Below are 26683 nucleotides of genomic sequence, written 5' to 3'. Positions count from 1 at the left end.
CCCGATTGATCAAACCCTGATTCCGCAGCATCTCACCGGGCAAGACGGGCACAACCGCTCACACGCCCGCAGCCAGGTTGCCGCCAATGACGACCGCTCGGCTGTGCTGGCTTGGCTGGCACGCTACGTCGATACGCCCGCCACGCTGGCCAGCTATCGCAAGGAGGCGGAAAGGCTGTTGTTGTGGTGTGTGCACCAGCGCGGCTTGGCTATGTCCTCGCTGACGCACGAGGATCTGCTGCTGTACGAGCGATTCCTATCCAACCCGCAGCCAGCTGAACGGTGGGTCATGACAGTGCGACAACGGCCAGGGCGGGACTCGCCACACTGGCGACCGTTCGCCGGGCCGCTATCAAGTACCAGCCAGCGCCACGCACTGTCCATCATCAATGCCATGTTCTCTTGGCTGGTGGAGGCAGGCTACCTGGCTGGCAATCCACTTTCGCTGGGCCGTCGCACGCGTCGCGTTGGGCCAAGGCAGACCAATCGCTTCCTTCCCCATGAACACTGGGATGAGGTCAAAGCGACGATCCAGGCCATGCCCACAGACTCTGCACGAGAGCAGGCTCACGCCATGCGTTGCAGGTGGCTGTTTTCCTTGCTCTATGTCGGCGGGCTGCGGGTCTCAGAGATCACGTCTGGCTGCATGGGCGGCTTCTACAGCCAGCGCGACCGCGCAGGTGTTGAGCGCTGGTGGTTGGAAATCATCGGAAAAGGCGACAAACCTCGGATCGTTCCCGCCACGGCTGAGCTGATGGCCGAACTCATGGCTTACCGCAAAGCCTATGGTTTGCCAGCACTGCCTGGTCACAGCGAAAATACGCCATTGGTGCTGCCCATCATCGGAGGCACAAAACCAATGGCGCGCAGCGCTATTCATGAGGTCGTCAAAGGCGTCATGCGATCGACCGCAGACCGTCTGCGAGCCCAAGGATCAGACTGGGATGGCGCTGCCGCCCAGATTGAAGCGGCATCCACGCATTGGCTGAGGCACACCGCTGGCACACACATGACCGATGCCGGATTGGACGTCAAGACCGTGCGCGACAACTTTGGTCACGCCACCATCAGCACCACCAGCATCTACGTACACAGCGAAGACGACGCCCGACACGATGCCACGCAGGCCGCGCACAGGATCAAGTGGGATTCAGTTTAGGGGAATACTCCGCAGAACCTACAAAGGAGTCATCAATGCAAAACAAGGACCATTGGGAAAAGGTCTATTCCACCAAAGCGCCAGACAGTGTGAGCTGGTTTCAGCCGCATGCCGATATGTCCATGCGCCTGATCCGCTCAAGCGGACTCGCTCATGATGCAACCATCATTGATGTCGGCGGCGGTGCTTCCACACTGGTTGATGATTTACTGGACGACGGCTACGCCAATGTGACGGTGCTGGACCTGTCCGCAGCAGCCTTGGCAGAGAGTCAACGCCGTCTTGGTGAGAAGAGCACTCGTGTGAAGTGGGTTGAGGTGGGCGTCACTTGTGCAAAATTCGAGCAACACAGCATCGACCTCTGGCACGACCGTGCCGTGTTCCACTTTCTGACAGCGCAGTCAGATCGCGAGGTGTACGTCAGGCAAGTCTTGCGTGCGCTCAAGCCGGGTGGTTACGTCATCATGGCGACGTTCGGCGGCAATGGTCCAACTCAATGTAGCGGGCTGCCTGTCATGCGCTACGCTCCGAACGACCTTCACGCAGAGTTCGGCGATGCGTTCACCTTGTTGACCCATGAGGAGCAGGTGCATCGCACACCATTTGGAATCGACCAGCAATTCATTTATTGCATGTGCAGAAAGCCACCCGTTTGAGCGCCTGATGGGCGGCGCCTGCAAGCCCCAGCTAAAGTCCTATTTTTACAGGTATGTCGGCTGTACCCCAAATCCGTCACGCGGGTGTAGCCACCTTCGTAGCCTGCCGCCTTGATCTCGTTGTACAGCGCCCGTGCCGTTCGACGTTCGTGCTTGGGCCGATGGGCATCGGCCTTGAGTGCCTGCTTGAGCGCCTCGTGGAAGGCCGTCAATTTGCCCGGCTGCTCACCTCGCCGGTACTTGGGCTCGCCAGCCAATGGCGCCTTGAGCCACTTGGCTATCGTGTTGCGCGACAGCCCCGTCATCCGCGAGATCTCCCGCTCTGACTTCTTGCCTCGGCTGTGCAGCCGCCGGATTCTGCCGATCATGTCCATGGTGATCACTCCTCGAACCCCGCTGCATCAAAAAGCAGCAGGGTAGGTTGAACACCTGGCTCAGTTTTAGATCGGCACACCCTTCAAAAGTGGCTCAGTTTTCGGTCGGCGCCAACAGCCAACCACGTTATTCATCTGTCGCGGTGGTGGAACCCTGCGGTCGAAGACCAATGTTCCGATCGGGTTTACCGCATTGGTCAGACCAAAGACGTACACATCTACTATCCGATGGCCGTCTTGCCGGATCACCCCGAACACAGCTTTGATGTCCAGCTTCAGATCCTGATGGAGCGAAAGCGCAGCCTCGCTCGGAACCTGCTGGCGCCACCAGCGTTCAACAAGCAGGACTACCAATCTTTAATGGCTGCGACTGTGCTTACGTAGAACATTGGCTTTTTGCCAGGAGCCAGCAGCGCGCTGCACATCTATTGGGTTCGGTCTATCAGTCTCTCTGGTTACCAGAATTCCGGGGGTGGTTACCGAAATTCCGTTGGCCCGACACATAGGAGGCGGCCTCCGTCCTGGCTTCGTTTAACCAGCGACAATGTATATTATGTAAACAAAACGATGCGTCAAAGGTCAAAGAATAGGCAATTCACTGCGGCTGTTCAGATCGGCAAGCTGGATGAGTGACTGCTGCACTGCATAGAGCGTGGAGCGGCAGTTGCCAGTCAAGCGATCAAGTTGACGGCACCTATGGCGACCGTGCTCGTGAAGAAACACATGGAAAGACGCTTCTTCTAAGTCCGTGACCAGGAAAACCCTGCATTTCAACCCGGCCGTTTCGTCGGACGACGGCTTGATCCACGAGGAAAATTGTTGCAACGCAGCAAAAATGCTTGCATTGAATCGCGCCTTGCGTATACTTTGAGTCATATTGCAGTGCAACATCGTTGCCGCGCAACAGCAGCCAACGCAACTTATTTCTCATATTCACTCTTGGAGAATCCGACATGTCGAACGCCGAACAATTCCTGGCCGCTCACAAAGCTGGCGTGACCACCCTTTTTGATCTGACCCAAAAAGCCTTTGAGGGTTTTGAGAAGCTGGTCGAACTGAACCTGCAAGTCGCCAAGGCCACGATGGACGAGGCTGCTCAGCACACCCAAGCCGTGCTGTCGGTGAAGGATGCTCAAGAGTTGCTGGCCCTGCAAGCTGGACTGCTGCAACCCGCCGCTGAAAAGGCTGCTGCTTACGGCCGTCACGTGTACGACATCGCCTCGAGCACCGGCTCTGAAGTCAGCAAGGTTGCCGAATCCCAACTGGCTGATGCTCAGAAGAAGTTCGTCTCGGTGGTCGATAGCGCCGTCAAGAACGCTCCCGCTGGTACCGAAAACGCCGTTGTCTTGGTGAAGTCGGCTGTCGCCGCCGCCAACAACGCTTTCGACACCGTGCAAAAGGCTGCCAAGCAAGCCGCTGACGTGGCCGAAGCCAACTTCCAAGCCATGACCAACACGGCTGTGAAGGCCACGCAAGCTGCGTCGAAGAGCCGTCGCGCTGCGGCCTGATTGATCACGGGAGGCGATCTTCGTGGTCTTGCCCATAGCGGCGGCCTCTTCGCCTCCTGAACTGCCAAGGCAGTTCATATAGGTTGTCTCCTCGGTACCTCTCGAAATCTGTTTCAAGGTACCTTTGGCCCGGTGGCTTGCTACCGGGCCTTTTTGTTTTCAGGGCTGCGACACTTGCGCCATGAATCTTTATTGGCTGGATCCCGACCTGTTGTACTTTCCGCCGGCAGACCAGGCATGGGCAGCGAACAGCCCCGTACCGGGCATCCTGGCCGCTGGTGGCAGCCTGGGGCTCGACTGGCTGCGGCACGCCTACCAGCACGGCATCTTCCCGTGGTATGCCCCGGGTCAGCCCATCTTGTGGTGGAGTCCGGATCCACGCATGGTGTTGCAGGTCAAGCACTTCAAATTGTCGCGCTCGCTGCGCAAAACCATCGCGAAATTTCGCCAGACGCCGGGTTGTGAAATTCGCATTGATAGCAGCTTCGAGCGCGTGATCCAGGCCTGTTCGAGCACGCCCCGCCCAGGACAAGACGGTACCTGGATCGTCCCGGAGATGGTGCAGGCCTATTCAAGTTGGCATCGCGCCGGCGAAGCCCACAGCTTTGAATGCTGGATGGATGGTCAATTGGCTGGCGGCTTGTACGGCGTATGCCTGGGCCGCATGTTTTTTGGCGAATCAATGTTCGCCCATCGCACTGACGCGTCAAAGATCGCGCTGGCCGCGCTGGTGTGCTTTTGCCGCGCCAACGGCATCGACTGGATCGATTGCCAGCAAAACACGTCGCACCTGTCGTCTCTTGGTGCGGCAGAAGTCAGTCGGGCCGATTTTGTGACGCACGTTGCCCAGCGGTCTTCGCAGCAGGGGCCAACGGTTTGGGCCTATCATGATTCGCTCTGGTCCGAGCTGAATCCGGTTGCTGACTGAGGTTGATCGGGCCGCCCTCCACAGGTCGATCCGCGTGACGCATCTCAAAGAACTCCCGCTGGCGTCTTTGCAGTTTTACGCAACTGCGCCCTACCCGTGCAGCTACCTGGACGGCCGCCAGGCACGCTCGCAGGTTGCCACGCCGAGTCACCTGATTCATGCCGACGCGTATTCGAGCCTGGTGGCGAGAGGATTTCGGCGCAGCGGCATGTTCACGTATCGACCGTATTGCGACGGATGCCAGGCTTGCATTCCGCTGCGCGTGCTGGTTGACGAATTCAGCCCCTCGCGCAGTCAACGGCGAGCTTTGACGCGCCACGGCAACCTGCAGGCACGAGTGCTGAAGCTGTATTTCATCCTCGAGCACTACCAACTGTATTTGCGCTACCAGTCCGGACGCCACAGCGGTGGAGGCATGGATCACGACTCCGTCGATCAGTATTCGCAGTTCCTGCTGCAAAGCCGGGTGAACTCGCGCCTTGTCGAATTTCGTGAGCCGCCCCCACCCGGCAGCGACAGCTTGGGCGCCCTGAAGATGGTGTCCATCCTGGACGTGCTCAGCGACGGGCTCTCGGCTGTCTACACCTTCTATGAGCCCGAGGCAGCCAGCAGCTACGGCACCTTCAACGTGCTGTGGCAGATCGAGCAAGCGCGGATCTTGGGACTGCCTTATCTGTATTTGGGCTACTGGATCGAGCAGAGCGGCAAGATGGCCTACAAGGCGAAATTCGAGCCATTCGAGCTGTTCGAGAACGGACTCTGGCGTCGCAGCTCGGCAGCGGCTGCGGCTGATTGACACTGGCCGAGCCAAGGCGCAATATTTGTAACAGCTGGTCAGGCCCTCGATTTTTCAGGGTTTCCGCCCGCCACAATCGTGCCTGTTACAAATTTCAGAAGGAGTTCGGTTCATGACCGCACCTGTCAATCAGCGCACTGGTCGGATCTTGGTAGTTGACGACGATGCCCGCATTCGCGATTTGCTGCGTCGCTACCTGAGCCAAGAAGGTTTCGAGGTGCTGCTGGCAGAAGACGCGAAGGCCCTGAACCGCCTGCTGACCCGCGAAACGGTTGACCTGATCGTGCTTGACCTGATGCTGCCCGGCGAAGATGGGCTGTCGATCTGCCGTCGCCTGCGCGCTGCGAATGACGCCACACCGATCATCATGCTGACCGCCAAGGTGGAAGACGTCGATCGCATCGTGGGCCTCGAAGTGGGTGCCGACGATTACCTGACCAAGCCGTTCAACCCGCGCGAATTGCTGGCCCGCGTGCATGCCGTGCTGCGCCGCCGCCCGGTCATCGAAGCACCCGGCGCTCCAGCCAAAGAAGCGCAGACCGTCACCTTCGGCCCGTTCGAGTTCGACTTGGCCTTGCGCCGACTGACCAAGAGCGGCGAGCAGATCGCCTTGACCACCGGCGAGTTCTCGATGCTCAAAGCGCTGGTGCGCCATCCCCGTCAACCTCTGTCGCGCGACAAACTGGCGCAGCTGGCTCGTGGCCGCGAATTCGAGCCCTTCGATCGCAGCCTGGACGTGCAGATCTCGCGTCTGCGCAAGATGATCGAGCCCGATCCGTCGCAGCCCCGATACATCCAGACCGTCTGGGGTGTCGGCTACGTGTTCGTGCCTGACGAGGCCGCATAACGGCGCTCGATTCAGGTGGGTGCGCCGCGCATGCGGTGTGTCTGCGCCCCGCTCTACAACCCTCTTTCTTTGAGTTTCTGATGCTGCTGGCGGAGTCGACCGATGTCCGGTAATCGGTTCGCAATGAGCCTTTTTTGGCGCACGTTCATGCTGCTGGGCGTGTTGCTCACGGCTGGCATTTTTGCCTGGGTGCAAACCTTTCGAGCGCTTGATTTCGAGCCTCGCGCCGTGCAAGCCGCGCAGCAGATCGCCAGTTTGGTGAACCTGTCGCGCGCGGCTTTGCGCTACGCCGACAGCATCAACCGCGTCACGCTGATCAAGACCATCTTTGATCAGGAGTCCGTGCGCCTGCAACCTCGCGAGCCGAAGGACACCTTTGTCCCGTTCGAGGTGGATCGCTTCACTCGCGCCATCGGCAGCGAACTGCGCTCGCGCCTGGGGCCGTCCACCGTCGTTGCGGGCAGCGTCAACGGCACCAGCGGCCTGTGGGTCGGCTTCGTCATCGAAAACGATCAATATTGGCTGCAGGCCGACCCGAGCCGCGTGCAGCCGCTGACCGGGCGCACCTGGATCATCTGGATCAGCATTGCCATCCTGGCGACGCTGGTGGGCTCCGCAGCGATTGCCGGCCTGATCAACCGGCCGCTCAAGCAGCTGTCGTTTGCCGCCAGCCGCATCCGCGAAGGCGAATACGACTCCACGCTGGACGAAACCATGCTGACGCGCGAGATTCGCGAGGTCAACCAAGGCTTCAACCGGATGGCGCGTGAATTGGCGCGCATCGAGGAAGACCGGGCCGTGATGCTGGCCGGTATTTCGCATGACTTGCGTACTCCCTTGGCGCGGCTACGCCTGGAAGCCGAGATGAGCGTCAACGACGACGAGGCCAAGCGCAATATGGCGGCCGATATCGATCAACTTGACGCCATCATCGACAAGTTCATGGACTACGCCCGCCCCGGCGAAGTCAAGCTGGTGTCGGTGCACCTTTCGAGCCTCATCGACCGCGCTGTGGCGAGCTTTCGCGACACCAGCCAGATTCGCATCCAGGCCCGGGTGCCCATCGACGTGTACGTGCTGGCCGATGAAACCGAACTCAGCCGGGTGATGGCCAACTTGTTCGAAAACGCTCGCCGATACGGTCGCACGCCCGATACCGGTGTTGCCGAGGTCGAGGTGTCTTATGCCCGCTCGAACAACTGGGTGCAGATCAGCGTGCGCGACCACGGTACGGGCGTGCCGCCCGAGAAGCTGCCGCAGCTGACCATTCCGTTCTTCCGCGGCGATACCGCGCGCACCGCCGCTACTGGCGCGGGCCTCGGCCTGGCCATCGTGGACAAGGCCCTGGCGCGCATGGGCGGACGCTTCGAGCTGACCAACGCGCCCGACGGCGGCTTGGTTGCCTACGTGCGCTTGAAGCGCGCCGGTTGATCGTTAGCGCGCCAGCAGCAGGCAGACTGCTCGCGCTTCGATCGCCTCGAGTCGGCCGACAGGGCCCATCTTCTCGGCTGTCTTGGCCTTCACGTTGACCTGATCGGGCGCGACAGCCAGCGCCTGAGCAATGCGCTCGCGCATGGCCGGAATGTGCGGCGCCATCTTGGGTGCCTGGGCCACGATCGTGCAGTCCACATTACCCACCACCCAGCCGGCTGCCTGCACACGACGCACGGCTTCGGCCAGCAGGGCGAGGGAGTCGGCGCCCTTGAATTGGGCATCCGTGTCGGGGAAGTGTCGGCCGATATCGCCGAGCCCTGCGGCTCCCAGAACAGCGTCGGTGATGGCATGCAGCAAGGCATCGGCGTCGGAGTGGCCCAGCAAGCCGTGCGTGTGGGGGATCTCGACGCCACCCAGTATCAATTTGCGTTCAGCCACCAAGGCGTGGGTGTCCCAGCCCTCTCCGATTCGAATGTTCATGCCTGGTTTGACGTTGGATGTTGGAAGGTGATCACCTTCGGCAGAGATGGGCTCCATTTTCGCCGCGATGAGCGGCTTCTGTGTTGAACGGAAACCTTTCGAGGCCGGTGCGCTTGGTAGGCCTGTTTGCGCACAATGATGGTGCAAATTAATTTTGTGCTGGATGCATGCCGTGTCCGTGCGCAGCCAACTGCTCCCCGAAGTTGGGCAAATGGCGCTCGAGCATCAAGCGTTTTGCACTTATTTGTGGCACGAAAATTGCTACATCTTGGTGCTTTAGCGCGCCTGCGCACCGGATTGGTGGGCGCACCTCATTCGTTTGATCTACCGATAGTCATGGAACAACTCAAGCAAGGCGCCGACGCGCTATTCATCATGCTGGGCGCCGTCATGGTTCTGGCCATGCACGCGGGTTTCGCGTTTCTGGAGCTCGGCACGGTGCGGCAGAAGAACCAAGTCAACGCACTGGTCAAGATCCTGGTCGATTTTTGCGTGTCGCCCCTCGTGTATTTCTTCGTCGGCTACACCGTGGCCTACGGGGTCGATTTCTATAGCGGCGCTGGCGTGCTGGCTCAGCGCAACGGCTATGACCTCATGAAGTTTTTCTTCTTGCTGACCTTTGCCGCAGCCATCCCGGCCATCATCTCAGGCGGCATTGCCGAGCGCGCCCGATTCATGCCGCAAATGATCGCGACGTCGGTCATCGTGGGGGTGTTCTACCCGCTGTGTGAAGGCGCGGTGTGGGGCGAGCGTTTCGGCATTCAGGCCTGGATCCACAGCATCGCGGGTGCAGAGTTGCACGATTTCGCCGGCTCCGTGGTGGTGCACGCAATGGGTGGCTGGGTGGCTTTGCCCGCTGTGCTGTTGCTCGGGGCCCGACGCAACCGCTATCGCAAAGACGGCGGCATGTCGGCGCACCCGCCGTCGAGCATTCCGTTTCTGGCGCTGGGCTCATGGATCCTCGCGGTGGGCTGGTTCGGCTTCAATGTGATGAGCGCGCAAACGATCGACAAGATTTCGGGCCTGGTGGCCGTGAACTCCTTGATGGCGCTCGTGGGCGGAACCTTGGTGGCGGTGCTGATGGGCAGGAACGACCCCGGCTTTGCCTACAACGGACCGCTGGCTGGCCTGGTGGCCGTTTGTGCCGGCTCTGATCTGATGCACCCTGCTGGTGCACTGGTGGTGGGCGGTGTGGCCGGGGCGCTGTTTGTGTCTCTGTTCACTCTGGTGCAGAACAAGTGGAAGATTGACGACGTTCTGGGCGTGTGGCCTTTGCACGGCTTGTGCGGCACCTGGGGCGGGCTGGCGGCTGGTATCTTTGGTCAGAAAGCGTTGGGCGGCGTGGGGGGCGTGAGCTTTGGCGCGCAGTTCATCGGCACGGCCTTGGTAGTAGCCTGGGCTCTGGGAAGCGGCGTGCTGGTCTACGGCGTCATCAAGTTGACGATGGGGCTGCGCTTGACCCAGGAAGAAGAATTCGAAGGGGCTGACCTGTCCCTGCACCGGATCACCGCCACGCCGGACCGCGAAGTCAGCTGGTAATTCGTCGAACGACTTGCAAGCCAGCATGCGTCCTGCGTGCTGGCTTGCTCGTTTTTGAGACTTCTGCCCGGACAAATCCAATTTACAGATTGGACATTTTGGCTAATATGGCTAAAATTAACCGGTCATCTAGCTGGAGTCTGTTGTCATGACTGCCCTGACCCTGTTGAACCACCGTGGTGAGTCTGTCGAGGTGGCCGAGTTTTCGGCTACCGAGGCGAAAAACAGTTTTGGCCGTGTGCTCGACACGGCTTTCAGTCAAGGCATGGTTGCCATCACCAAGCGCGATCGCCCCACGGCCGTGGTGCTGTCGATCGATGCCTATCAAGCCCTGCTCGATGCCCAGAGGCAACCGCTCGACAGCCTGAGTCATGAGTTCGACGCCCTGCTCGACCGCATGCAGGCGCCCAGCGTTCGATCGGCCATGGACGATGCCTTCGACGCCCAGCCCGACGCATTGGGGCAGGCGGCGGTGAGCCAAGCCAAAGGCTGAGCTCTGGCGCCTCGCAAGAGGTCGGGCGAGTTTTTTGGCGCCATGCAGGCGCTTATCCCTTTTCTTGTCAGCGCACGTTTTCGAGCGAGCGCCGTGACGGCATACACCCAATAAAAGCAGAGAGACAACGTCGTGGCGAACCGCAAAAAGCCTTCCACCCAGGCCGCGCCGCGGATCTTCGTGCTGGCCGGCACCAATGGCGCGGGCAAGAGCAGCATCGGCGGCGCGGTGATCCGCCAGAGCGGCGGGCTGTACTTCAACCCGGACGAGGCCGCGCGCGCCATTCGCGAGCGCAATCCGCAATTGAGCCAGACGCAGGCCAACAGCGCGGCCTGGCACGAGGGCAAGCGACTGTTGCAGCAGGCCATTGCCACGCGACGCGACTACGCATTCGAAACCACCCTCGGTGGCAATTCGGTGGTCAAGTTGCTCGAAGAGGCGGCCGGGCAAGGCTATGAAGTCCGGATCTGGTACGCAGGTTTGGCTACTCCCGAGCACCACATCGAGCGCGTCAAAGCTCGCGTGGCCAAAGGCGGGCACGACATCCCCGAGGCCGACATCCGCCGGCGGTTCGACCACAGCCGTATGCAGCTGATCCGGTTGCTGCCGCATCTGGCCGAATTGCGCGTGTACGACAACACGGCCCAGGCCGACCCGGCGGCAGGCACGCCGCCCAAGCCGACTTTGGTGATGCACTGGCGAGGGGCTCAGGTTCTTGGCGAGCCGCGCGGGCGCGTGGTGGCCCCGGCCGATTTGCGGGCCACGCCGCACTGGGCCAAGCCTGTCGTGGCGGCCGCGCTGAAGCTGGCCAGCTCTTGAGTCGGGCTGGCTGACGTGCTCGGTTAGCGCGGGGCCAGCAGACGCTCGGCCAGCGCGAAGTCCGATGGCCAAGTCAGCTTGAAGTTGTCGAGCGCGCCGATCACCAGCTTGGGCGCGTGCCCCAGGCGCTCGATGGCGCTGGCCTCGTCGGTAACGGCCGCAGCGCTTTCGGGCTGACTCAAGGCCGCGAGCAAGGCCGGACGCAACAGGCCCAGGCGGAACATCTGCGGCGTCTGCGCCGCCCAGGTGTGGGCGCGGCTGAGGGTCCGCTCGACCCGACCCGCCTCGTCGCCCGAGCCTTCGTGCTTGAGCGTGTCGGCCACCGGCAAGGCCAGCAGACCGCCCACCTCATCGGCTTCGCAGGCCGAGATCAATTGCTCGATCAAGGCCGGCCGGGTCAGGCAGCGCGCCGCGTCATGCACCAGCACCCAGTCGTGCGGCTGCGCGCCGCGCTCCAGCAGCACGTCGAGCCCCGCCGCCACCGACTCGGCGCGACTGGCGCCTCCCACGCGCGCGACCCAGCAGCGTTCGTCGCTCGCAAAGGGGCCTGCGTGATCCTCGAATTGCGTGTCGTTGGGAGCCAGCACCACCAGGGTGGCGTCGATGCGGGGCACGGCGGCCAAGGCCGTCAGGGTGTGCTCGACCACGCTGCGCCCGGCGACGCGGTGGTATTGCTTGGGGCCGCCGACGCCAGCGCGCTCGCCGACCCCCGCGCAAGGCACCAGTGCAAAACAACGTGGTGCGAATCCGTGGGGGGCAACGTGGGTGATGGTGTCAGGCATGGTCGGACGATTCTAAAATTGCGCCGCTTCGGCTCGATCCCGAAGGTACTCCCGCCCCGGCGCCCTGCGTATCGGGGCGTTTGCTATTTCTGGCGCCGCAATCATGCAGATTCCTCAACTGGCCCCCGGTAAACGTTTTCAACTCCCGCGCCCCCTGGGTTCGGCCGATGCTTTGCTGCTGGCGCAATTTGCCCGGGCGCAGAAAAGCGCGGGCAAGTTGGTGGCCTTGATCACCGCCGAGCCGGCCGACAGCCAACGCCTGCAGGACGAGATCGCGTTCTTCGCGCCCGAGTTGCGCGTGGCGGTCTTCCCGGACTGGGAGACCCTGCCCTACGACACCTTCTCGCCGCACCAGGACTTGATCTCCGAGCGACTGGCCACACTGTGGCGCGTGCAGCAAGGCCCGCAGTCTGACATCGGCCTGGACGTGGTGCTGCTGCCCGCCACCACCGCCCTCACCCGCCTGGCGCCGCCGTCGTTCCTGGCGGCCTACACCTTTCATTTCAAGCAAAAGCAGAAGCTCGACGAGGCCAAGCTCAAGGCCCAGCTCACGCTGGCTGGCTACACCCACGTCAGCCAGGTGGTGTCGCCCGGTGAATACGCGGTGCGTGGCGGGCTGATCGACCTATTCCCGATGGGTTCAATGCAGCCGTATCGGGTGGACCTGTTCGGCGACGAAATCGACTCGATCCGAACCTTCGACCCCGACAGCCAACGCAGTCTCTACCCCGTGCCTGAGGTGCGACTGCTGCCGGGCCGCGAATTCCCGATGGACGAGGACGCGCGTGGCGCCTTCCGGGCCCGTTGGCGCGAAAAGATCGAAGGCGACCCGACCAAGTCCCGCATCTACAAGGACATGGCCAACGGCGTGGCTACCGCGGGTATCGAGTACTACCTGCCGCTGTTCTTCGACCAGGTCGCGACCGTGTTCGAGCACCTCGGCCCGAATGCCGTGGTCGCGCTGCATGGCGAAGTGGACGAGGCGCTCAAGCGCTTCTGGGTCGAGACCCGCGAGCGGCACAAGTTCTTGCAACACGACCCCGAGCGGCCCATCCTGCCGCCCGAAGAGCTGTTCTTGCGGCCCGAAGATTTCTTCACGCTGGCCAATGCCCACGCTCAGCTGTCGGTGCGCGGCAACGAGCCGGTGGCCGCAGAAGGTGCCCCCGCTGACGCGGGTGCGTGGGCGCGCCCGCTGCCCGACCTCAGCGTCGAGCGCGGTGGGCAAGACCCGCTGCGCAAGCTCGAGCAGCACCTGCAAAAAACCGAGCACCGCGTGCTGCTGGTGGCCGAGAGCGCCGGCCGGCGCGAGAGCCTGATCGACCTGCTGCGCGACCACAAGCTCGAGCCGGCGTCGGTCGAGTCGCTGGCGGCCTTCGAGCAGGGCGACCACCGCTACGCCATGGCCGTGGCGCCGCTGTCGGCAGGCTTCTTCTGGGCCGAAGCCGGCATCCAGTTCGTCACCGAGACCGAGCTGTTCGACGCCGCGCCCACCGCACGCCGCCGCCGCAAGCAAGAGCAGACCAGCGACGTCGAAGCGCTGATCAAAGACTTGTCGGAGCTGAAGGTGGGCGACCCGGTGGTGCACAGCAACCACGGCATCGGCCGCTACCAAGGCCTCGTCAACCTCGACCTGGGCGGCGACGGCGGCCCGTCGGAGTTCTTGCACCTGGTCTACGCCGACGACGCCACGCTCTACGTGCCGGTGTCGCAGCTGCACCTGATCAGCCGCTACACCGGCGTCAGCGCCGACGAAGCGCCGCTGCACCGCTTGGGCTCGGGCCAGTGGGACAAGGCCAAGCGCAAGGCCGCCGAGCAGGTGCGCGACACCGCCGCCGAACTGCTCAACCTCTACGCCCGCCGCGCGGCTCGCGAGGGCTACGCCTTCCGCTACTCGCCGCAAGACTACGAAGCCTTCGCGGCCAGCTTCGGTTTCGAAGAGACGCCCGACCAGAACGCCGCCATCCACGCCGTCATCCAGGACATGATCTCGCCCAAGCCGATGGATCGACTGGTGTGCGGCGACGTGGGTTTCGGCAAGACCGAAGTCGCCCTGCGCGCCGCCTTCGTGGCCGTGACCGGCGGCAAGCAAGTCGCCCTGCTCGCCCCCACCACGCTGCTGGCCGAGCAGCACTACCAAAACATCGCCGACCGCTTTGCCCAGTGGCCGGTGAAGGTGGCCGAGATGTCGCGCTTTCGCACGGCCAAGGAGATCAAGGCCGCGATGCAGGGACTGGAAGACGGCAGCATCGATATCGTCGTCGGCACCCACAAGCTGCTCAGCGAGAGCGTGAAGTTCAAGCGCCTGGGCTTGCTCATCATCGACGAAGAACACCGCTTCGGTGTGCGCCACAAAGAGGCCATGAAAGCGCTGCGCGCCGAGGTGGACGTGCTCACGCTCACGGCCACGCCCATCCCGCGCACGCTGGGCATGGCGCTCGAAGGGCTGCGCGACCTCAGCGTGATCGCCACCGCGCCGCAGCGGCGTCTGGCCATCAAGACTTTCGTGCGCAATGAAAACAACGGCACCATCCGCGAGGCCGTGCTGCGCGAGTTGAAGCGCGGCGGGCAGGTTTACTTCCTGCACAACGAGGTCGAGACCATCGAGAACCGCCGCGAGAAGCTGCAGGAGCTGCTGCCCGAGGCGCGCATCGCCGTGGCCCACGGCCAGATGCACGAGCGCGAGCTGGAACGCGTGATGCGCGACTTCGTGGCCCAGCGCCACAACGTGCTGCTGTGCTCGACCATCATCGAGACGGGTATCGACGTGCCCACCGCCAACACCATCGTCATCAGCCGCGCCGACAAGTTCGGCCTGGCGCAGCTGCACCAGCTGCGCGGTCGCGTCGGTCGCAGCCACCACCAGGCCTACGCCTACCTGTTGGTGCCCGATGTGGAAGGTCTTACCAAGCAGGCCCAGCAGCGTCTGCAAGCCATTCAGGACATGGAAGAGCTGGGCTCGGGCTTCTACCTCGCCATGCACGACCTCGAAATCCGCGGCGCCGGCGAAGTGCTGGGCGACAGCCAGAGCGGCAACATGATGGAAGTCGGCTTCCAGCTCTACAACGAGATGCTGTCCGAGGCGGTGCGCAGCCTGAAGGCGGGCAAGGAGCCCGATCTGCTGTCGCCACTGGGCATGTTCGGCGCGAATACCGAGGTCAACCTGCACGCCCCCGCCCTGCTGCCGGACAGCTATTGCGGCGACGTGCACGTGCGCCTCAACCTCTACAAGCGCCTGGCCACGGCCGACAGCCTGAACAAGATCGACACGCTGCTCGAAGAGCTGGTCGACCGCTTCGGCAAGCTGCCCGCCCAGGGTCAGACGCTGTTTGACGTGCACCGCCTGCGTGTGCAGGCCAAGCCTTACGGCGTCATCAAGATCGACGCCGCACCGGGCGTGATGAGCATTGCCTTCCGCCCCAACCCGCCCATCGACCCGATGCACATCATCGAATTGGTGCAGAAGAACAAGCACATCAAGCTGGCCGGCAACGACAAGCTGCGCATCGAGCGCCAGACGCCCGACCCGAAGGACCGCGCCCAGTTCATCCGGGACGTCTTGCGCAGCCTGGGCACGCCCGTGGCGGCCTGATCAAGGAGCATCGACGCCGCACGCGCCCTCGAACCTACAATTTTTGACCCTTTCGCCACCAACACACCATGCCGACCACCCCTGCCTCTGGCCTCGTCATCCAACGCTTCACGCCGCCGCTCAAGCTCAGCGACTTCAAGGCCATCGCCTTCGACATGGACTCGACGCTCATCAACATCGAGTGCATCGACGAGATCGCCGACGCCGTGGGCAAGAAGGCTGAAGTGGCGGCCATCACCGAAGCGGCCATGCGCGGCGAGATCGCCGATTTCAAAGAGGGCCTGACGCGCCGCGTGGCCCTGCTCAAGGGCGTGCCAGCCGGGGCCTTGCAAGAGGTGTACGACCAGCGCCTGCGCCTCAACCCGGGCGCCCAGGAATTGATCGATGCGGCCAAGGCTGCCGGCTTGCAGACCTTGCTGGTGTCAGGCGGATTCACCTTCTTTGCCGACCGCGTGAAGGCGCGGCTGGGCATGCACGAAGCGCATTCCAATACCCTGGAAATCATCGACGGCCAGCTCACCGGCCGGGTGTTGGGCGACATCGTCGACGGCGCCGGCAAGCGTCAGCACCTGCTCGATCTGTGTGCCCGCCTGGGCTGCTCGCCGCGCCAGGCCATTGCCGTGGGCGATGGCGCCAACGACCTGCCAATGATGGGCGAGGCCGGCCTGAGCGTGGCTTATCACGCCAAGCCCAAGGTGCGCGAGCAGGCCATGGTGGGCATCACCGAAGGCGGCCTGGACCGCCTGCTCGAAGTCTTCGCCTGACGGCTGGCGGCGCCGGGCCGCCAGCCTGGCTGAAATCAGAGCGTCGCGCCGCCTACCGGGCGGTTGCAGGGGCAAAGCTCTTCGGTTTGCAAGGCGTCGAGGATGCGCAGGGTTTCTTCCGGCGAACGGCCCACGTTCAGCGGGTTCACCGCAACGTGTTTGATGATGTTGTCCGGGTCGATGATGAAGGTCGCCCGCAAGGCCACGCCAGCCGTCTTGTCGCGAATGCCGAGCTGGTCGACCAGTGAGCCGGTCACGTCGGCAAAGGCATAGTGGCCGAGGCGGTCGAGGTCTTTGTTCTCACGGCGCCAACCCAGCTTGCAGAACTCGTTGTCGGTCGAGCCGCCCATCAGGATGGCGTCGCGATCAGAGAATTCCTTGGCCAGCTTGTTGAAGCCGACGATCTCGGTCGGGCAGACGAAAGTGAAGTCCTTCGGGTAGAAATAAATCACCTTCCACTTGCCCGGGAAGCTGAGCTCGGTAATGTCTTCAAAAGCCGTCTGGCCGTGCTCTTCGTGGTGGTTGAACCCCGGTTTGACGCCAACGATGGAAAAGGCTTCGACTTTGTCGCCAATGGTCTTCATCTGAAAGACTCCTTCGGGCCTGGGCGGCCGCTCTGATGTGTCAACGATGCGGCCGATCATAGTGTTTCCGCACTCAGAACCTCCCTTCTACAATTCGACCTTCCTTCTCGCCTGAGGCCGCTCGACATGCCGCTTTACGAAATCGACAACCAACGCCCCGCCGTGCATGCAACCGCCTACGTGGCCGATTCGGCCGACCTGATCGGCGCCGTGGAACTCGCCGAGGGCAGCAGCGTGTGGTCGCATGTGGCGATTCGCGGCGATAACGAGCCCATCCGCATCGGCGTGAACTCCAACGTCCAGGAAGGCTGCGTCCTGCATACCGATTTGGGGTCTCCGCTGACGATCGGCGCCAATGTGACAGTCGGCCATCAGGCCATGCTGCACGGTTGCACCGTGGGCGATGGCGCGCTGATCGGCATCCAGGCCGTGGTGTTGAACGGCGCCAAGATCGGCAAGAACTGCCTGGTGGGTGCCGGGGCGCTGGTCACCGAGGGCAAGGAATTTGCCGACGGCATGCTGATCCTGGGCAGCCCGGCCAAGGCCATTCGCCCGCTGACGGACCTTGAAATCAGCCGCATGCACCTTGGCACCGCCAGCTATGTGGTGCGAGCGCAGGCGTTCAAGACCAGCCTCAAACGCGTCGGCTGAAGACGGTGTAGGTGTCATGAGCGAATTGCATAAATTTCTGTTCGAAGGTCTGCCCGTGCGCGGACTGCTGGTGCGACTGACCGATTCTTGGCGCGAAGTGCTGTTGCGCCGGGCCGCCAGTTCGAGCGGCCCTTACCCAGAGCCGGTGCGCCAGTTGCTCGGCGAGATGTCGGCGGCCGGCGTGCTGATGCAGTCCAACATCAAGTTCAACGGCGCATTGATCCTGCAGGTCTTCGGCGATGGGCCGGTCAAGCTGGCCGTGACCGAGACGCAACCCGACCTCAGCTTCCGCTCGACCGCCAAGGTGGTGGGCGCGGTGTCCGACGAGGCACGACTCGAAGCCATGCTGAACGTCCACGGCAAGGGCCGCTGCGCCATTACTCTAGCCCCGAAAGACCTCTTGCCCGGCCAGCAGCCCTATCAGGGCGTGGTGCCGCTCTACGGCGATCAAGGCGAGCCTCTTCAGCACTTGAGCGAAGTGCTGGAGCACTACATGCTGCAGTCCGAGCAGCTCGACACCAAGCTGATTCTTGCCGCCAACGACGACGTGGCCGCCGGCTTGCTGATCCAGCGTCTGCCGGTTGAGGGCGAAGGCAATCTGGCCGGCCAGCGCAACGAAGACGAGATCGGCCTCAACGAGGCCTACAACCGCATCGCCCACCTGGCGTCGACCCTGAAGCGCGACGAGCTGCTGACGCTCGACCCGCTGACCATCCTGCACCGCCTGTTCTGGGAAGAGCCCATCTTGCGATTCGAGCCGCTTGTCGGCGACAGCGCGCCGCAATTCGCCTGTACCTGCTCTCGCTTGCGCGTGGCCAACATGCTGCGCGGCCTGGGCCAGCAAGAGGTAGACGAGATCGTGGCCGAACAGGGGCGTGTCGAGGTTGGCTGCGATTTCTGCGGTGCCGGCTACCTGTTCGACGCCGTCGACGTGGGCGAGTTGTTCACCCCTGCGGCCGACCAGCAACCGGGATCCGGCACGGTCCAGTAAGCTGTTCAGCCTCCCCGGGATGACGCTTGCCCTGGCAGCCAATGGCGCTCGCAGTCCCCGTCGTCGCAATCAGGGCAGACCCAGCGCCATCGCCCGGCGCCAGCTTCACTCGCTGAGCCTCCATGGAAGGCCTGCAGCCGATCGAAGGCACTGAGCGCGTGATGCAACCGAGCAGCCCCTTGTCCGGACACCACCGAATACGGAAGTTGGCCCTCATGCAGGGCGTGGCGGATCAGATCGTCCACCGGTTCGCGCACATGAGGCCCATCGCGGCATAAGCCGTCATCCACCCAGGGAATATCGATCGCTGTGAGCAAGGTCAGGTTGTATGTCCGCTGCCACACCAACGTCTGCGGGTAGAGACTGCGGTCGGCAAAGATCAGATCGCTGTAGACCGACACCATCAAACCCGAGGTGTCCGCCACCACTACATCGTGCGTCTGCCTCGCATGATCGACGCGACGTTGCTGCTCGGAGGCAATGCCGCTCTGTTCTTCAAGAGTGGGCGTGCGGCGTACCTGGTCACAAAACTCGCGCAGGTATTCAGCCACCATCACTGCACGCAGGCCGCGTTCGCGCAACGCTCCCACCATCTGTTCCGCCAGCGTGGTCTTGCCCGTGCTCTCAGCCCCCAGCAGGCAAATGGCGATGCTCACGCAGCCTCCGCTCGCATCAGCCGAGCCCAACTGCGCCACCCCGCAAACGACAAGGCCACGAAGATGGCATACAGCACCACGGTGAGCCACAGGCCCTTGTAGGCATACAGGCCGACGCTGACCACATTCACCGCGATCCAGGTGGGCCAGTTTTCAATGAACTTGCGACCCAGCAGAAACTGCCCGAGCACGCTGGCAGCGGTCGGCAGCGCGTCCCAATACGGCACGTCGGTATCGGTGTGGTGCTGCAAGAACCAGCCGAGCGCGGGCCAGACCAACAGCACAGCCACCAGAGCCAGCCAGCGGTGTCGAGCCGGCAAGGATCGAACGGGCAACAACTGACCATCAGACGTGGTGCCTCGCAGCCACTGCCACCAGCCCCACGCACCGAGCACGGCAAAGAAGATTTGCAGCGATGCGTCGCCATACAGCTTGCTGCGCCAGAACAGCGCGCAATACAGGAGCGAGGCCAGGATGGCCAGCGGCCAGCCGAGTGGATTGACGCGCATATTGCACGCCACCATCCAGAGCGACAGCACGAAGGCGACGATCTCGATCGGCGTGACAGCCGCGCCCATCAGCGTCAGGGCCGGCGCAAAGGCCGCGTCAGACAAGAGATTCAAAGCGGGGATGGACAACGCACGCGCTCCACGGCGGTGGTGGTGGCCCGTCGAGCCGGCCTCAGTTGGCGGCCGTGCCGCGCGGGTCGATGCGGACGTAGATCTCGTCGGGCTTGACCATGCCCAGTTCGGCGCGGGCTTTTTCTTCGACCATTTCCAGGCCTTCCTGGAGGTCGCGCACTTCGGCGCCGAGTTGCTCGTTGCGTAAACGAGCGGTTTCGTTGCGAGCCTGCAAGGTTTTCACCTCGGCTCGCAACTCGACCACGCGTGCGACGCTGCCCTTGCCCAGCCACAGTTCGGCCTGAATGCCGCCCAACAGCACGAGCAAGAACAACGTCACCGCAAAACGCGTGGTCATGCCCAGCGATCAGCGCAGGTTGTAGAACGCTTGACGGCCCGGGTACACCGCCACGTCGCCCAGGTCTTCTTCGATGCGCAGCAGCTGGTTGTACTTGGCGATGCGATCCGAGCGGCTCATCGAACCGGTCTTGATCTGGCCGGCGTTGGTGCCCACGGCGATGTCGGCGATGGTGCTGTCTTCGGTTTCGCCAGAGCGGTGGCTGATCACGGCGGTGTAGCCGGCGCGCTTGGCCATCTCGATGGCGGCGAAGGTTTCGCTCAGGGTACCGATCTGGTTGATCTTGATGAGGATCGAGTTGGCGATGCCCTTGTCGATGCCTTCTTGCAGGATCTTCGTGTTGGTCACGAACAGGTCATCACCCACCAGCTGGACCTTCTTGCCCAGGGCTTCGGTCAGGTGCTTCCAGCCGTCCCAGTCGCCTTCGCCCATGGCATCTTCGATCGAGATGATCGGGTACTTGTCGCACCAGGTGGACAGGATGTTGGTCCACTCGGGGGCCGACAGCGTCAGGCCTTCGCCTTCGAGGTGGTACTTGCCGTCCTTGTAGAACTCGCTGGCGGCGCAGTCGAGGCCCAGGGCGATCTGCGAGCCAGCGGTGTAGCCGGCCTTGTCGATGGCTTCCAGGATCAGCTGGATGGCCGCCTCGTGGCTGGCCACGCTGGGAGCGAAACCGCCCTCGTCGCCCACGGCGGTGCTCATGCCCTTGTCGTGGATGATCTTCTTGAGCGCGTGGAACACCTCGGTGCCGTAGCGGATGGCCTCGCGGAAGGTCGGCGCGCCCACCGGCAGGATCATGAACTCTTGCAGGTCGAGGTTGTTGTTGGCGTGGGCACCGCCGTTGATGACGTTCATCATCGGCACAGGCATCTGCACCGCGCCCATGCCGCCGAAGTAGCGGTACAGCGGCAGGCCGGACTCTTCAGCGGCGGCGCGTGCCACGGCCATCGAGACGGCCAGCATGGCATTGGCGCCCAGGCGGCTCTTGTTCTCGGTGCCGTCGAGGTCGATCAGGGCCTTGTCGAGGAAGGACTGCTCGGAGGCGTCCAAGCCCAGCACGGCCTCGGAGATTTCGGTGTTGATGTTTTCAACGGCGCGCAGCACGCCCTTGCCCAGGTAGCGGGTCTTGTCGCCGTCGCGCAGCTCGATGGCTTCGCGCGAACCGGTCGATGCACCCGACGGCACGGCCGCGCGGCCCATGGTGCCGCTTTCCAGCAGCACGTCGCATTCAACGGTGGGGTTGCCGCGGCTGTCTAGAACTTCGCGGCCGACGATGTCAACGATGGCACTCATTCAAATTGCTCCTCAGTTTTCAAAATCGATTCGGGGCTGTGGACCGGACTTCAGCAGGAGAAGTCGTTTTCCAGGAAGCCGTTTTTCTTCGTGATGCGGTCCAGCTCGACCAGGGTTTCGAGCAAGGCCTTCATCTTGGCCAGCGGCACGGCGTTCGGGCCGTCGGACAAAGCCTTGGCGGGGTCCGGGTGCGTTTCCATGAACAAGCCCGACACGCCGACCGCCACCGCAGCACGCGCCAGCACCGGCACGAACTCGCGCTGGCCGCCGGAGCTGGTGCCCTGCCCACCCGGCAACTGTACCGAATGGGTTGCGTCGAACACCACGGGGCAACCCGTCTCGCGCATGATCGCCAGCGAGCGCATGTCGGACACGAGGTTGTTGTAGCCGAAGCTCGCGCCGCGCTCGCAGACCATGAACAGGTCCTCGCTCAGGCCTTTTTCTTTGGCTGCCGCGCGGGCCTTGTCGGCCACGTTCTTCATGTCGTGCGGAGCCAGAAACTGCCCCTTCTTGATGTTGACCGGCTTGCCCGACTGCGCCACCGCGCGAATGAAATCCGTCTGGCGGCACAAAAAGGCCGGCGTCTGCAGCACGTCGACGCTGGCGACGACCTGCTCGATCTGCGACTCGTCGTGGATGTCGGTCAGCACGGGCACGCCCAGCTCACGCTTCACCTTGGCGAGGATGTCGAGCCCCTTGTCGATGCCCGGGCCGCGAAACGAGGTGCCCGACGAGCGGTTGGCCTTGTCGAAGCTGCTCTTGAAGATGAACGGGATACCCAGCGAGGCGGTCAGCTCCTTGAGTTGACCGGCCACGTCCATCTGCAACTGCTCGGACTCGATCACGCATGGGCCGGCGATCAGGAAGAACGGGCGGTCAAGGCCGACATCGAATCCGCAGAGTTTCATGGTCGTGAGTCTCGGTTGGTCTGTCGGCCTGGATCAGGCAGCGGCTGGTTGCTGGCGTGCTGTCTGGTGCGCCAATGCAGCCTGGATGTAGCTGGTGAACAGCGGGTGGCCGCCCCACGGCGTCGACTTGAACTCGGGGTGGAACTGCACGCCCACGAACCACGGGTGCACGCTCTGCGGCAGCTCGATCATCTCGGTGAGCTTCTCGCGCTGCGTGATGGCCGAGATCACCAGGCCCGCCTGCTGCAGGCGGTCGAGGTAATGCTCGTTGGCCTCGAAACGATGGCGATGGCGCTCGGTCACGACCGGGCCGTAAACCTGATAAGCCAGCGTGCCGGCTTTCACATCGGAGCTTTGCGCGCCCAGGCGCATCGTGCCCCCCAGGTCGGAATTGGCATCGCGCTTTTGCACGGTGCCGTCGGCGTCTTGCCACTCGTCGATCAGCGCGATCACCGGGTGCGGCGTATCGGGGTCGAATTCAGTGCTGTTGGCACCGGTCAGACCTGCCTTGTGGCGTGCGTATTCGATGGTCGCGACCTGCATGCCCAAACAGATGCCGAGATACGGAATCTGATGCTCGCGGGCATAGCGGGCGGCGGTGATCTTGCCCTCGACGCCGCGCTTGCCGAAGCCGCCCGGCACCAGGATGGCGTCGAACTGGTCGAGCTGGGCGACGTTGTCTTCGGTCAGCAGCTCGGAGTCAACGTATTCGATGTTGACGCGAGCATGGTTGTGAATGCCGGCGTGGCGCAGCGCCTCGTTGAGCGACTTGTACGAGTCCGACAGATCGGTGTACTTGCCGCACATCGCGATGGTGACCTGGGTCTTGGGGTTCTCGACCTCCTTGACCAGCGTGTCCCAGCGCGCCAGGTTGGCGGGCGACGTGGTGAGGTTGAGCTTGTTGCAGATCAGGTCGTCGAGACCCTGCTCGTGCAGCATGCGCGGCACCTTGTAGATGGTGTCGGCGTCCCACACCGAGATCACGCCGCTCTCGACCACGTTGGTGAAGAGCGAGATCTTTTCGCGCTCGTCGGCCGGCACGGGGCGGTCGGCGCGGCACAGCAGCGCGTCGGGCTGGATACCGATCTCGCGCAGCTTCTGCACGGTGTGCTGCGTGGGCTTGGTCTTGAGCTCGCCGGCAGCGGCGATCCAGGGCACGTAGGTCAGGTGCACGAAGGCCATGTTGGTGTGGCCGTTCTTGAGGCTCATCTGCCGAGCAGCTTCAAGGAAGGGCAGCGACTCGATGTCACCCACGGTGCCGCCGATTTCGACGATGGCCACATCGACTGCTTCAGGCGTGCCTTCACCTGCGCCACGGCGCACGAAATCCTGAATTTCGTTGGTGATGTGCGGAATCACCTGGACGGTCTTGCCCAGGTAGTCGCCACGGCGCTCTTTTTCGAGCACGCTCTTGTAGATCTGACCCGTGGTGAAGTTGTTGGCCTTCTTCATGCGCGTCGTGATGAAGCGCTCGTAGTGGCCCAGATCGAGGTCGGTCTCGGCGCCGTCATCGGTGACGAACACTTCGCCGTGCTGGAACGGCGACATCGTGCCCGGATCGACATTGATGTACGGATCGAGTTTGATGAGGGTGACTTTGAGGCCGCGCGATTCGAGGATGGCGGCCAAAGACGCAGCGGCGATGCCCTTACCGAGTGAGGACACCACGCCGCCGGTGACAAAGACGTACTTGGTCATTGCGCGAAGGCAAACGCGGTGACGCGTCTGCTGCGGTGGTAAAGCGGCATTATATCGGGTCGCTCCGTGCCGCTGGCTGATCGGGCGACTCGGTGCGCGCGATCAACCTTCGGTCAATCAGCGGCGGCTGGCCATGGCTTCACCCAGACGAACGGCCCGGCCCGCGGCCCAGCCGGCTGCGAATTGATGTGAACCGCGAGGCCAGAGCATCACGACCGTGGAGCCCAGCAAAAAGCGCCCCATTTCCGCCCCCTTTTTCAAGCGGATGTTCTGGCCGTCGTAGTGCCACTCGCGCACGCTCTTGCTGCGCGGCGGGCTGACGACGCCGTGCCAGGTCGTGGCCATGCTGCCCACGATGGTGGCCCCCACCAGCACCAGCACGAAGGGGCCGTATTGCGTTTCAAACACGCACACGACCCGTTCGTTGCGGGCAAACAAGCCCGGCACGCCACGGGCCGTGGCCGGGTTGACCGAGAACAGCGCGCCGGGAACGTGGATCATCCGCACCAGCTTGCCGGCACACGGCATGTGGATGCGGTGGTAGTCCTTGGGGCTGAGGTAGATGGTGGCAAAACTGCCGTTATCGAACTGGGCGGCCAGTTGGGCGTCGCCTCCCACCAGAGCGGTAGTCGAGTAGCAGTGGCCTTTGGCCTGGAGGATCTGGTCCTTGTTGATCGCGCCAATCTGGCTGATGGCCCCATCGACCGGACAGATCAGGTCGGCGGAAGCCAGCGGCCGGGCACCGGCCTTCAGCGGACGGGTGAAGAATTCATTGAACGTGGCGTAGCTGGCCGGGTTGGCATTGGCGGCTTCGCTCATGTTCACGCCGTAGCGTTCGACGAAGCGACTGATCATGAGCGTGGTCAACGCGCCCCCTCGTACCGAGGCGACACGGCCGGCAAATGCCGTGAGTGCCTGCTTGGGCATCACGTACTGCGACCAGACAAACAAGCGATCAGAAAGAGAATTCGACACGGGTTGAGCCCCCAAGAATGGCGGGCCCGCATTCTAGCGATCAGGCCACGAAGCGCGCCGGCTCCTGGGCGAAGGTTTCGATCCAGCGCAGCACCTCTTGCGCCGCGTCTTCGGGGTGCTCGAACGGGAAGAGATGCGTCCCTTGCAGCCACGACACCCGCCCTGCCGCCAGGCGTCGCGTGCCGCCGGTGCCAACCATGCGGACTTCGTGCGACTGCCGCCCACCGATGAAGGCGATCGGGCCGCCGGTGGGGTGCGTCTTGAGCCGATCAACCAGGCCGGCAGGCATGGTGTCGTAGATGCGGGTTTCGACTTCGCGCTTGAAGGCCAGCGATCGCCCCGGTGAGGTGGACTCGGTGCCGGTTTCAACGTAATCGGCCAACACGCTGGGCGCCCAGCGCTGAAAGGCGGGTTTGGCCATGAAATGCTGCATCACATGCTGGGTGTCGGCCCACAGTTGTTGGCGCGTGGCCGAGGCCCGGGCGTAGGTGAAGCGGTCGAAGATGCCGAGTGCCTTGGCGAGATGCACGCCCAAGGCCTTCCAGCCCGACACCACCGGCGAGTCGAGCAGGATCACGCCCTTGCACTTGTCAGGTCGGCTGCTCGCGGCCATCAGGCTGAGGTAGCCGCCCATCGAGTGCCCCACCAGATATGCCGGTCGGTCGACCTGGTGATCGAGGAAGTCGACCAGCTCGCGCTCCAGGTGCGTCCAGTTGTTGGTGACGGGATAGCGCGGGTCGTGCCCGAATTTTTCGATGGCCTTGACTTCAAAGCCGGCCTCTTCCCAGATGGCGAAGTGCTTGCGGTAGGTGCCCGCCGGGAAGCTGTTGGCGTGCGAGAACACGATCAGCTCGCGCTGGGGTGGGCGGAGAGAGGAGGCTGCGCTCAGGTCCATGGCCGTGTCCTTGTGCGGGTCCCTGCTTCGGAGCAGGGGTGGTCGATCAACCTTCCGGGGCGTGGATGCGGGTCAGCGGGTTCATGGCCTGGGGCTGCTGCCCCGACGCCAGCGCGTGGTCGTCGGATGAGCCGTCCCAGCTCGGGTCGGGGATCGAGTCGAACACCTGCCGCAGCCGCTGGCCCCACGAGCTGCGGATCATGCGGAAGTAGCTGTTCGACTCATCAATGTGAACCAGCCGATCCACCTTGAGGCTATCGGCCTGGTAGACCAGCAAATCAAGGGGCAAACCCACGGACAGATTCGATTTGAGGGTCGAGTCCATCGAAATCAGGGCACATTTGGCAGCTTCCTGCAGCGGCGTATTGGGGGTGACGACCCGGTCGATGACCGGCTTGCCGTATTTCGATTCACCGATCTGGAAGTAGCACACCCCGTCCAGCCCGGCCTCGACGAAATTGCCGGCGGCGTAGACGTTGAAGAGCCGCATCGTCTCGCCCTTGATCTGGCCGCCGAAGATGAGGTTGGCGTTGAAGTCGATGCCGTGCTTCTTGAGCGCCTCGGCGTCGCGGGCGTGGACTTTGCGTATGGCGCTGCCGACGATGCGGGCGCAGTCGAACATGGTCTTGGCATTCCAGATGGTCACGGCGCCCTCCGGCCCCTCGATGCTCTCGGTGGCCAGCAACTGCTTGACGGCCTGGGTGATGGCCAGGTTGCCCGCGCTCAGCAGGACCATCACACGATCGCCAGGCTGCTCGTAGACCGTCATCTTGCGGAACGTACTGATCTGGTCGAGCCCGGCATTGGTGCGGGAGTCGGACAGGAACACCAGGCCGGTGTTCAGGCGCATGGCAACGCAGTAAGTCATGACGATATCGATTGGGTG

The 26683-nt window shown here is 63.1% G+C and carries 27 protein-coding genes and 1 pseudogene; 14 read left to right on the top strand and 14 right to left on the bottom strand.

From position 1 onward, the window contains the following. Together ACE3SS_RS00545 and ACE3SS_RS00540 are read left to right on the top strand one after the other, a co-directional pair. A partial coding sequence (locus ACE3SS_RS00545) for a tyrosine-type recombinase/integrase (RefSeq protein WP_374590157.1) occupies positions 1-1159 on the top strand: 1159 nt, incomplete at its 5' end. Between the two features lie 35 nt (positions 1160-1194). Continuing rightward, entirely contained in the window at positions 1195-1815 is a 621-nt protein-coding gene (locus tag ACE3SS_RS00540; RefSeq protein ID WP_374256944.1) for a class I SAM-dependent methyltransferase, read from the top strand. Between the two features lie 71 nt (positions 1816-1886). On the opposite strand, the pseudogene ACE3SS_RS00535 reads toward ACE3SS_RS00540, so the two are convergent. Then, positions 1887-2189 (bottom strand): annotated as a pseudogene (locus tag ACE3SS_RS00535) (IS21 family transposase); the annotation flags it as partial. 579 nt (positions 2190-2768) lie between these two features. Continuing rightward, entirely contained in the window at positions 2769-3080 is a 312-nt protein-coding gene (locus ACE3SS_RS00530) for a hypothetical protein (protein WP_374590155.1), read from the bottom strand. Positions 3081-3142: 62 nt separating this feature from the next. Here ACE3SS_RS00530 and phaP point away from each other — a divergent pair, with 62 nt between their 5' ends. The 5 genes from phaP (at position 3143) to ACE3SS_RS00505 (ending at position 7699) form a co-directional block, all read left to right on the top strand. Continuing rightward, positions 3143-3697: a TIGR01841 family phasin gene (gene phaP / locus ACE3SS_RS00525; RefSeq protein WP_374256940.1), complete on the top strand. Its 555-nt coding sequence runs from the start codon at positions 3143-3145 to the stop codon at positions 3695-3697. A gap of 181 nt (positions 3698-3878) precedes the next feature. Beyond that, complete coding sequence (gene aat / locus ACE3SS_RS00520; RefSeq protein ID WP_374256938.1) at positions 3879-4625, top strand: leucyl/phenylalanyl-tRNA--protein transferase; 747 nt, start codon at positions 3879-3881, stop codon at positions 4623-4625. A gap of 34 nt (positions 4626-4659) precedes the next feature. Beyond that, complete coding sequence (locus tag ACE3SS_RS00515; protein WP_374256936.1) at positions 4660-5421, top strand: arginyltransferase; 762 nt, start codon at positions 4660-4662, stop codon at positions 5419-5421. Between the two features lie 112 nt (positions 5422-5533). Next, the gene (ompR, locus tag ACE3SS_RS00510) at positions 5534-6268 is read left to right on the top strand and encodes a two-component system response regulator OmpR (RefSeq protein WP_374590152.1); all 735 of its coding nucleotides are present in this window, start codon (positions 5534-5536) and stop codon (positions 6266-6268) included. A gap of 123 nt (positions 6269-6391) precedes the next feature. Then, positions 6392-7699, top strand: a complete 1308-nt coding sequence (locus tag ACE3SS_RS00505; protein WP_374256933.1) for an ATP-binding protein — start codon at positions 6392-6394, stop codon at positions 7697-7699. Between the two features lie 3 nt (positions 7700-7702). On the opposite strand, the gene ispF is transcribed toward ACE3SS_RS00505, so the two are convergent. Next, the gene (gene ispF, locus ACE3SS_RS00500) at positions 7703-8182 is read right to left on the bottom strand and encodes a 2-C-methyl-D-erythritol 2,4-cyclodiphosphate synthase (RefSeq protein WP_374256931.1); all 480 of its coding nucleotides are present in this window, start codon (positions 8180-8182) and stop codon (positions 7703-7705) included. Between the two features lie 336 nt (positions 8183-8518). Between ispF and ACE3SS_RS00495 the strand changes: the two genes are divergently transcribed. The 3 genes from ACE3SS_RS00495 (at position 8519) to ACE3SS_RS00485 (ending at position 11033) form a co-directional block, all read left to right on the top strand. Further along, complete coding sequence (locus tag ACE3SS_RS00495; RefSeq protein ID WP_374256928.1) at positions 8519-9721, top strand: ammonium transporter; 1203 nt, start codon at positions 8519-8521, stop codon at positions 9719-9721. 148 nt (positions 9722-9869) lie between these two features. Further along, complete coding sequence (locus ACE3SS_RS00490) at positions 9870-10214, top strand: type II toxin-antitoxin system Phd/YefM family antitoxin (protein ID WP_374256926.1); 345 nt, start codon at positions 9870-9872, stop codon at positions 10212-10214. A gap of 132 nt (positions 10215-10346) precedes the next feature. Then, a complete protein-coding gene (locus tag ACE3SS_RS00485) occupies positions 10347-11033 on the top strand; it encodes a zeta toxin family protein (protein ID WP_374256925.1) in 687 nt (228 codons plus the stop codon). Positions 11034-11056: 23 nt separating this feature from the next. On the opposite strand, the gene ispD is transcribed toward ACE3SS_RS00485, so the two are convergent. Continuing rightward, a complete protein-coding gene (gene ispD, locus ACE3SS_RS00480; RefSeq protein WP_374256923.1) occupies positions 11057-11815 on the bottom strand; it encodes a 2-C-methyl-D-erythritol 4-phosphate cytidylyltransferase in 759 nt (252 codons plus the stop codon). A 103-nt stretch (positions 11816-11918) separates the two neighbouring features. Here ispD and mfd point away from each other — a divergent pair, with 103 nt between their 5' ends. Together mfd and serB are read left to right on the top strand one after the other, a co-directional pair. Continuing rightward, entirely contained in the window at positions 11919-15404 is a 3486-nt protein-coding gene (mfd, locus tag ACE3SS_RS00475; protein ID WP_374256921.1) for a transcription-repair coupling factor, read from the top strand. Between the two features lie 68 nt (positions 15405-15472). Next, positions 15473-16168, top strand: a complete 696-nt coding sequence (gene serB, locus ACE3SS_RS00470; protein ID WP_374256919.1) for a phosphoserine phosphatase SerB — start codon at positions 15473-15475, stop codon at positions 16166-16168. Positions 16169-16203: 35 nt separating this feature from the next. Here the strand turns inward: serB and ACE3SS_RS00465 are convergent, their stop codons facing one another. Then, on the bottom strand, positions 16204-16752 hold the full coding sequence (locus tag ACE3SS_RS00465) for a peroxiredoxin (RefSeq protein WP_374256981.1): 549 nt from the start codon (positions 16750-16752) through the stop codon (positions 16204-16206). 126 nt (positions 16753-16878) lie between these two features. Here ACE3SS_RS00465 and ACE3SS_RS00460 point away from each other — a divergent pair, with 126 nt between their 5' ends. Together ACE3SS_RS00460 and ACE3SS_RS00455 are read left to right on the top strand one after the other, a co-directional pair. Further along, positions 16879-17403 (top strand): gamma carbonic anhydrase family protein, encoded by a 525-nt coding sequence (locus ACE3SS_RS00460; RefSeq protein ID WP_374256917.1) that lies wholly within the window; start codon positions 16879-16881, stop codon positions 17401-17403. 16 nt (positions 17404-17419) lie between these two features. Continuing rightward, on the top strand, positions 17420-18394 hold the full coding sequence (locus tag ACE3SS_RS00455) for an Hsp33 family molecular chaperone HslO (RefSeq protein WP_374256915.1): 975 nt from the start codon (positions 17420-17422) through the stop codon (positions 18392-18394). A 5-nt stretch (positions 18395-18399) separates the two neighbouring features. Here ACE3SS_RS00455 and ACE3SS_RS00450 read toward each other — a convergent pair whose 3' ends face one another. The 9 genes from ACE3SS_RS00450 to ACE3SS_RS00410 form a co-directional block, all read right to left on the bottom strand. Further along, the gene (locus ACE3SS_RS00450) at positions 18400-19050 is read right to left on the bottom strand and encodes an AAA family ATPase (RefSeq protein WP_374256914.1); all 651 of its coding nucleotides are present in this window, start codon (positions 19048-19050) and stop codon (positions 18400-18402) included. Then, positions 19047-19628, bottom strand: coding sequence for a nicotinamide riboside transporter PnuC (gene pnuC, locus ACE3SS_RS00445; RefSeq protein ID WP_374256979.1), 582 nt, complete (start codon positions 19626-19628; stop codon positions 19047-19049). Before pnuC ends, ACE3SS_RS00450 begins: the two co-directional genes overlap by 4 nt. A gap of 103 nt (positions 19629-19731) precedes the next feature. Continuing rightward, positions 19732-20028, bottom strand: a complete 297-nt coding sequence (gene ftsB, locus ACE3SS_RS00440) for a cell division protein FtsB (RefSeq protein WP_374256912.1) — start codon at positions 20026-20028, stop codon at positions 19732-19734. Between the two features lie 9 nt (positions 20029-20037). Further along, the gene (eno, locus tag ACE3SS_RS00435) at positions 20038-21321 is read right to left on the bottom strand and encodes a phosphopyruvate hydratase (protein ID WP_374256910.1); all 1284 of its coding nucleotides are present in this window, start codon (positions 21319-21321) and stop codon (positions 20038-20040) included. A 50-nt stretch (positions 21322-21371) separates the two neighbouring features. Next, positions 21372-22229, bottom strand: a complete 858-nt coding sequence (gene kdsA, locus ACE3SS_RS00430) for a 3-deoxy-8-phosphooctulonate synthase (RefSeq protein WP_374590145.1) — start codon at positions 22227-22229, stop codon at positions 21372-21374. 33 nt (positions 22230-22262) lie between these two features. Further along, the gene (locus ACE3SS_RS00425; protein ID WP_374590143.1) at positions 22263-23927 is read right to left on the bottom strand and encodes a CTP synthase; all 1665 of its coding nucleotides are present in this window, start codon (positions 23925-23927) and stop codon (positions 22263-22265) included. Between the two features lie 117 nt (positions 23928-24044). Beyond that, the gene (asd, locus tag ACE3SS_RS00420; protein ID WP_374590167.1) at positions 24045-24854 is read right to left on the bottom strand and encodes an archaetidylserine decarboxylase; all 810 of its coding nucleotides are present in this window, start codon (positions 24852-24854) and stop codon (positions 24045-24047) included. 88 nt (positions 24855-24942) lie between these two features. Next, complete coding sequence (locus ACE3SS_RS00415) at positions 24943-25797, bottom strand: alpha/beta fold hydrolase (RefSeq protein ID WP_374590141.1); 855 nt, start codon at positions 25795-25797, stop codon at positions 24943-24945. Positions 25798-25843: 46 nt separating this feature from the next. Continuing rightward, entirely contained in the window at positions 25844-26665 is an 822-nt protein-coding gene (locus tag ACE3SS_RS00410) for a peptidase (protein WP_374590139.1), read from the bottom strand. Between the last annotated feature and the right edge of the window lie 18 nt (positions 26666-26683).

This window comes from Aquabacterium sp., from assembly GCF_041915145.1.
GTDB lineage: Bacteria > Pseudomonadota > Gammaproteobacteria > Burkholderiales > Burkholderiaceae_C > Aquabacterium.
Note: the sequence above shows the minus strand (reverse complement) of the source record. Positions and strands in the feature narration are given on the sequence as shown.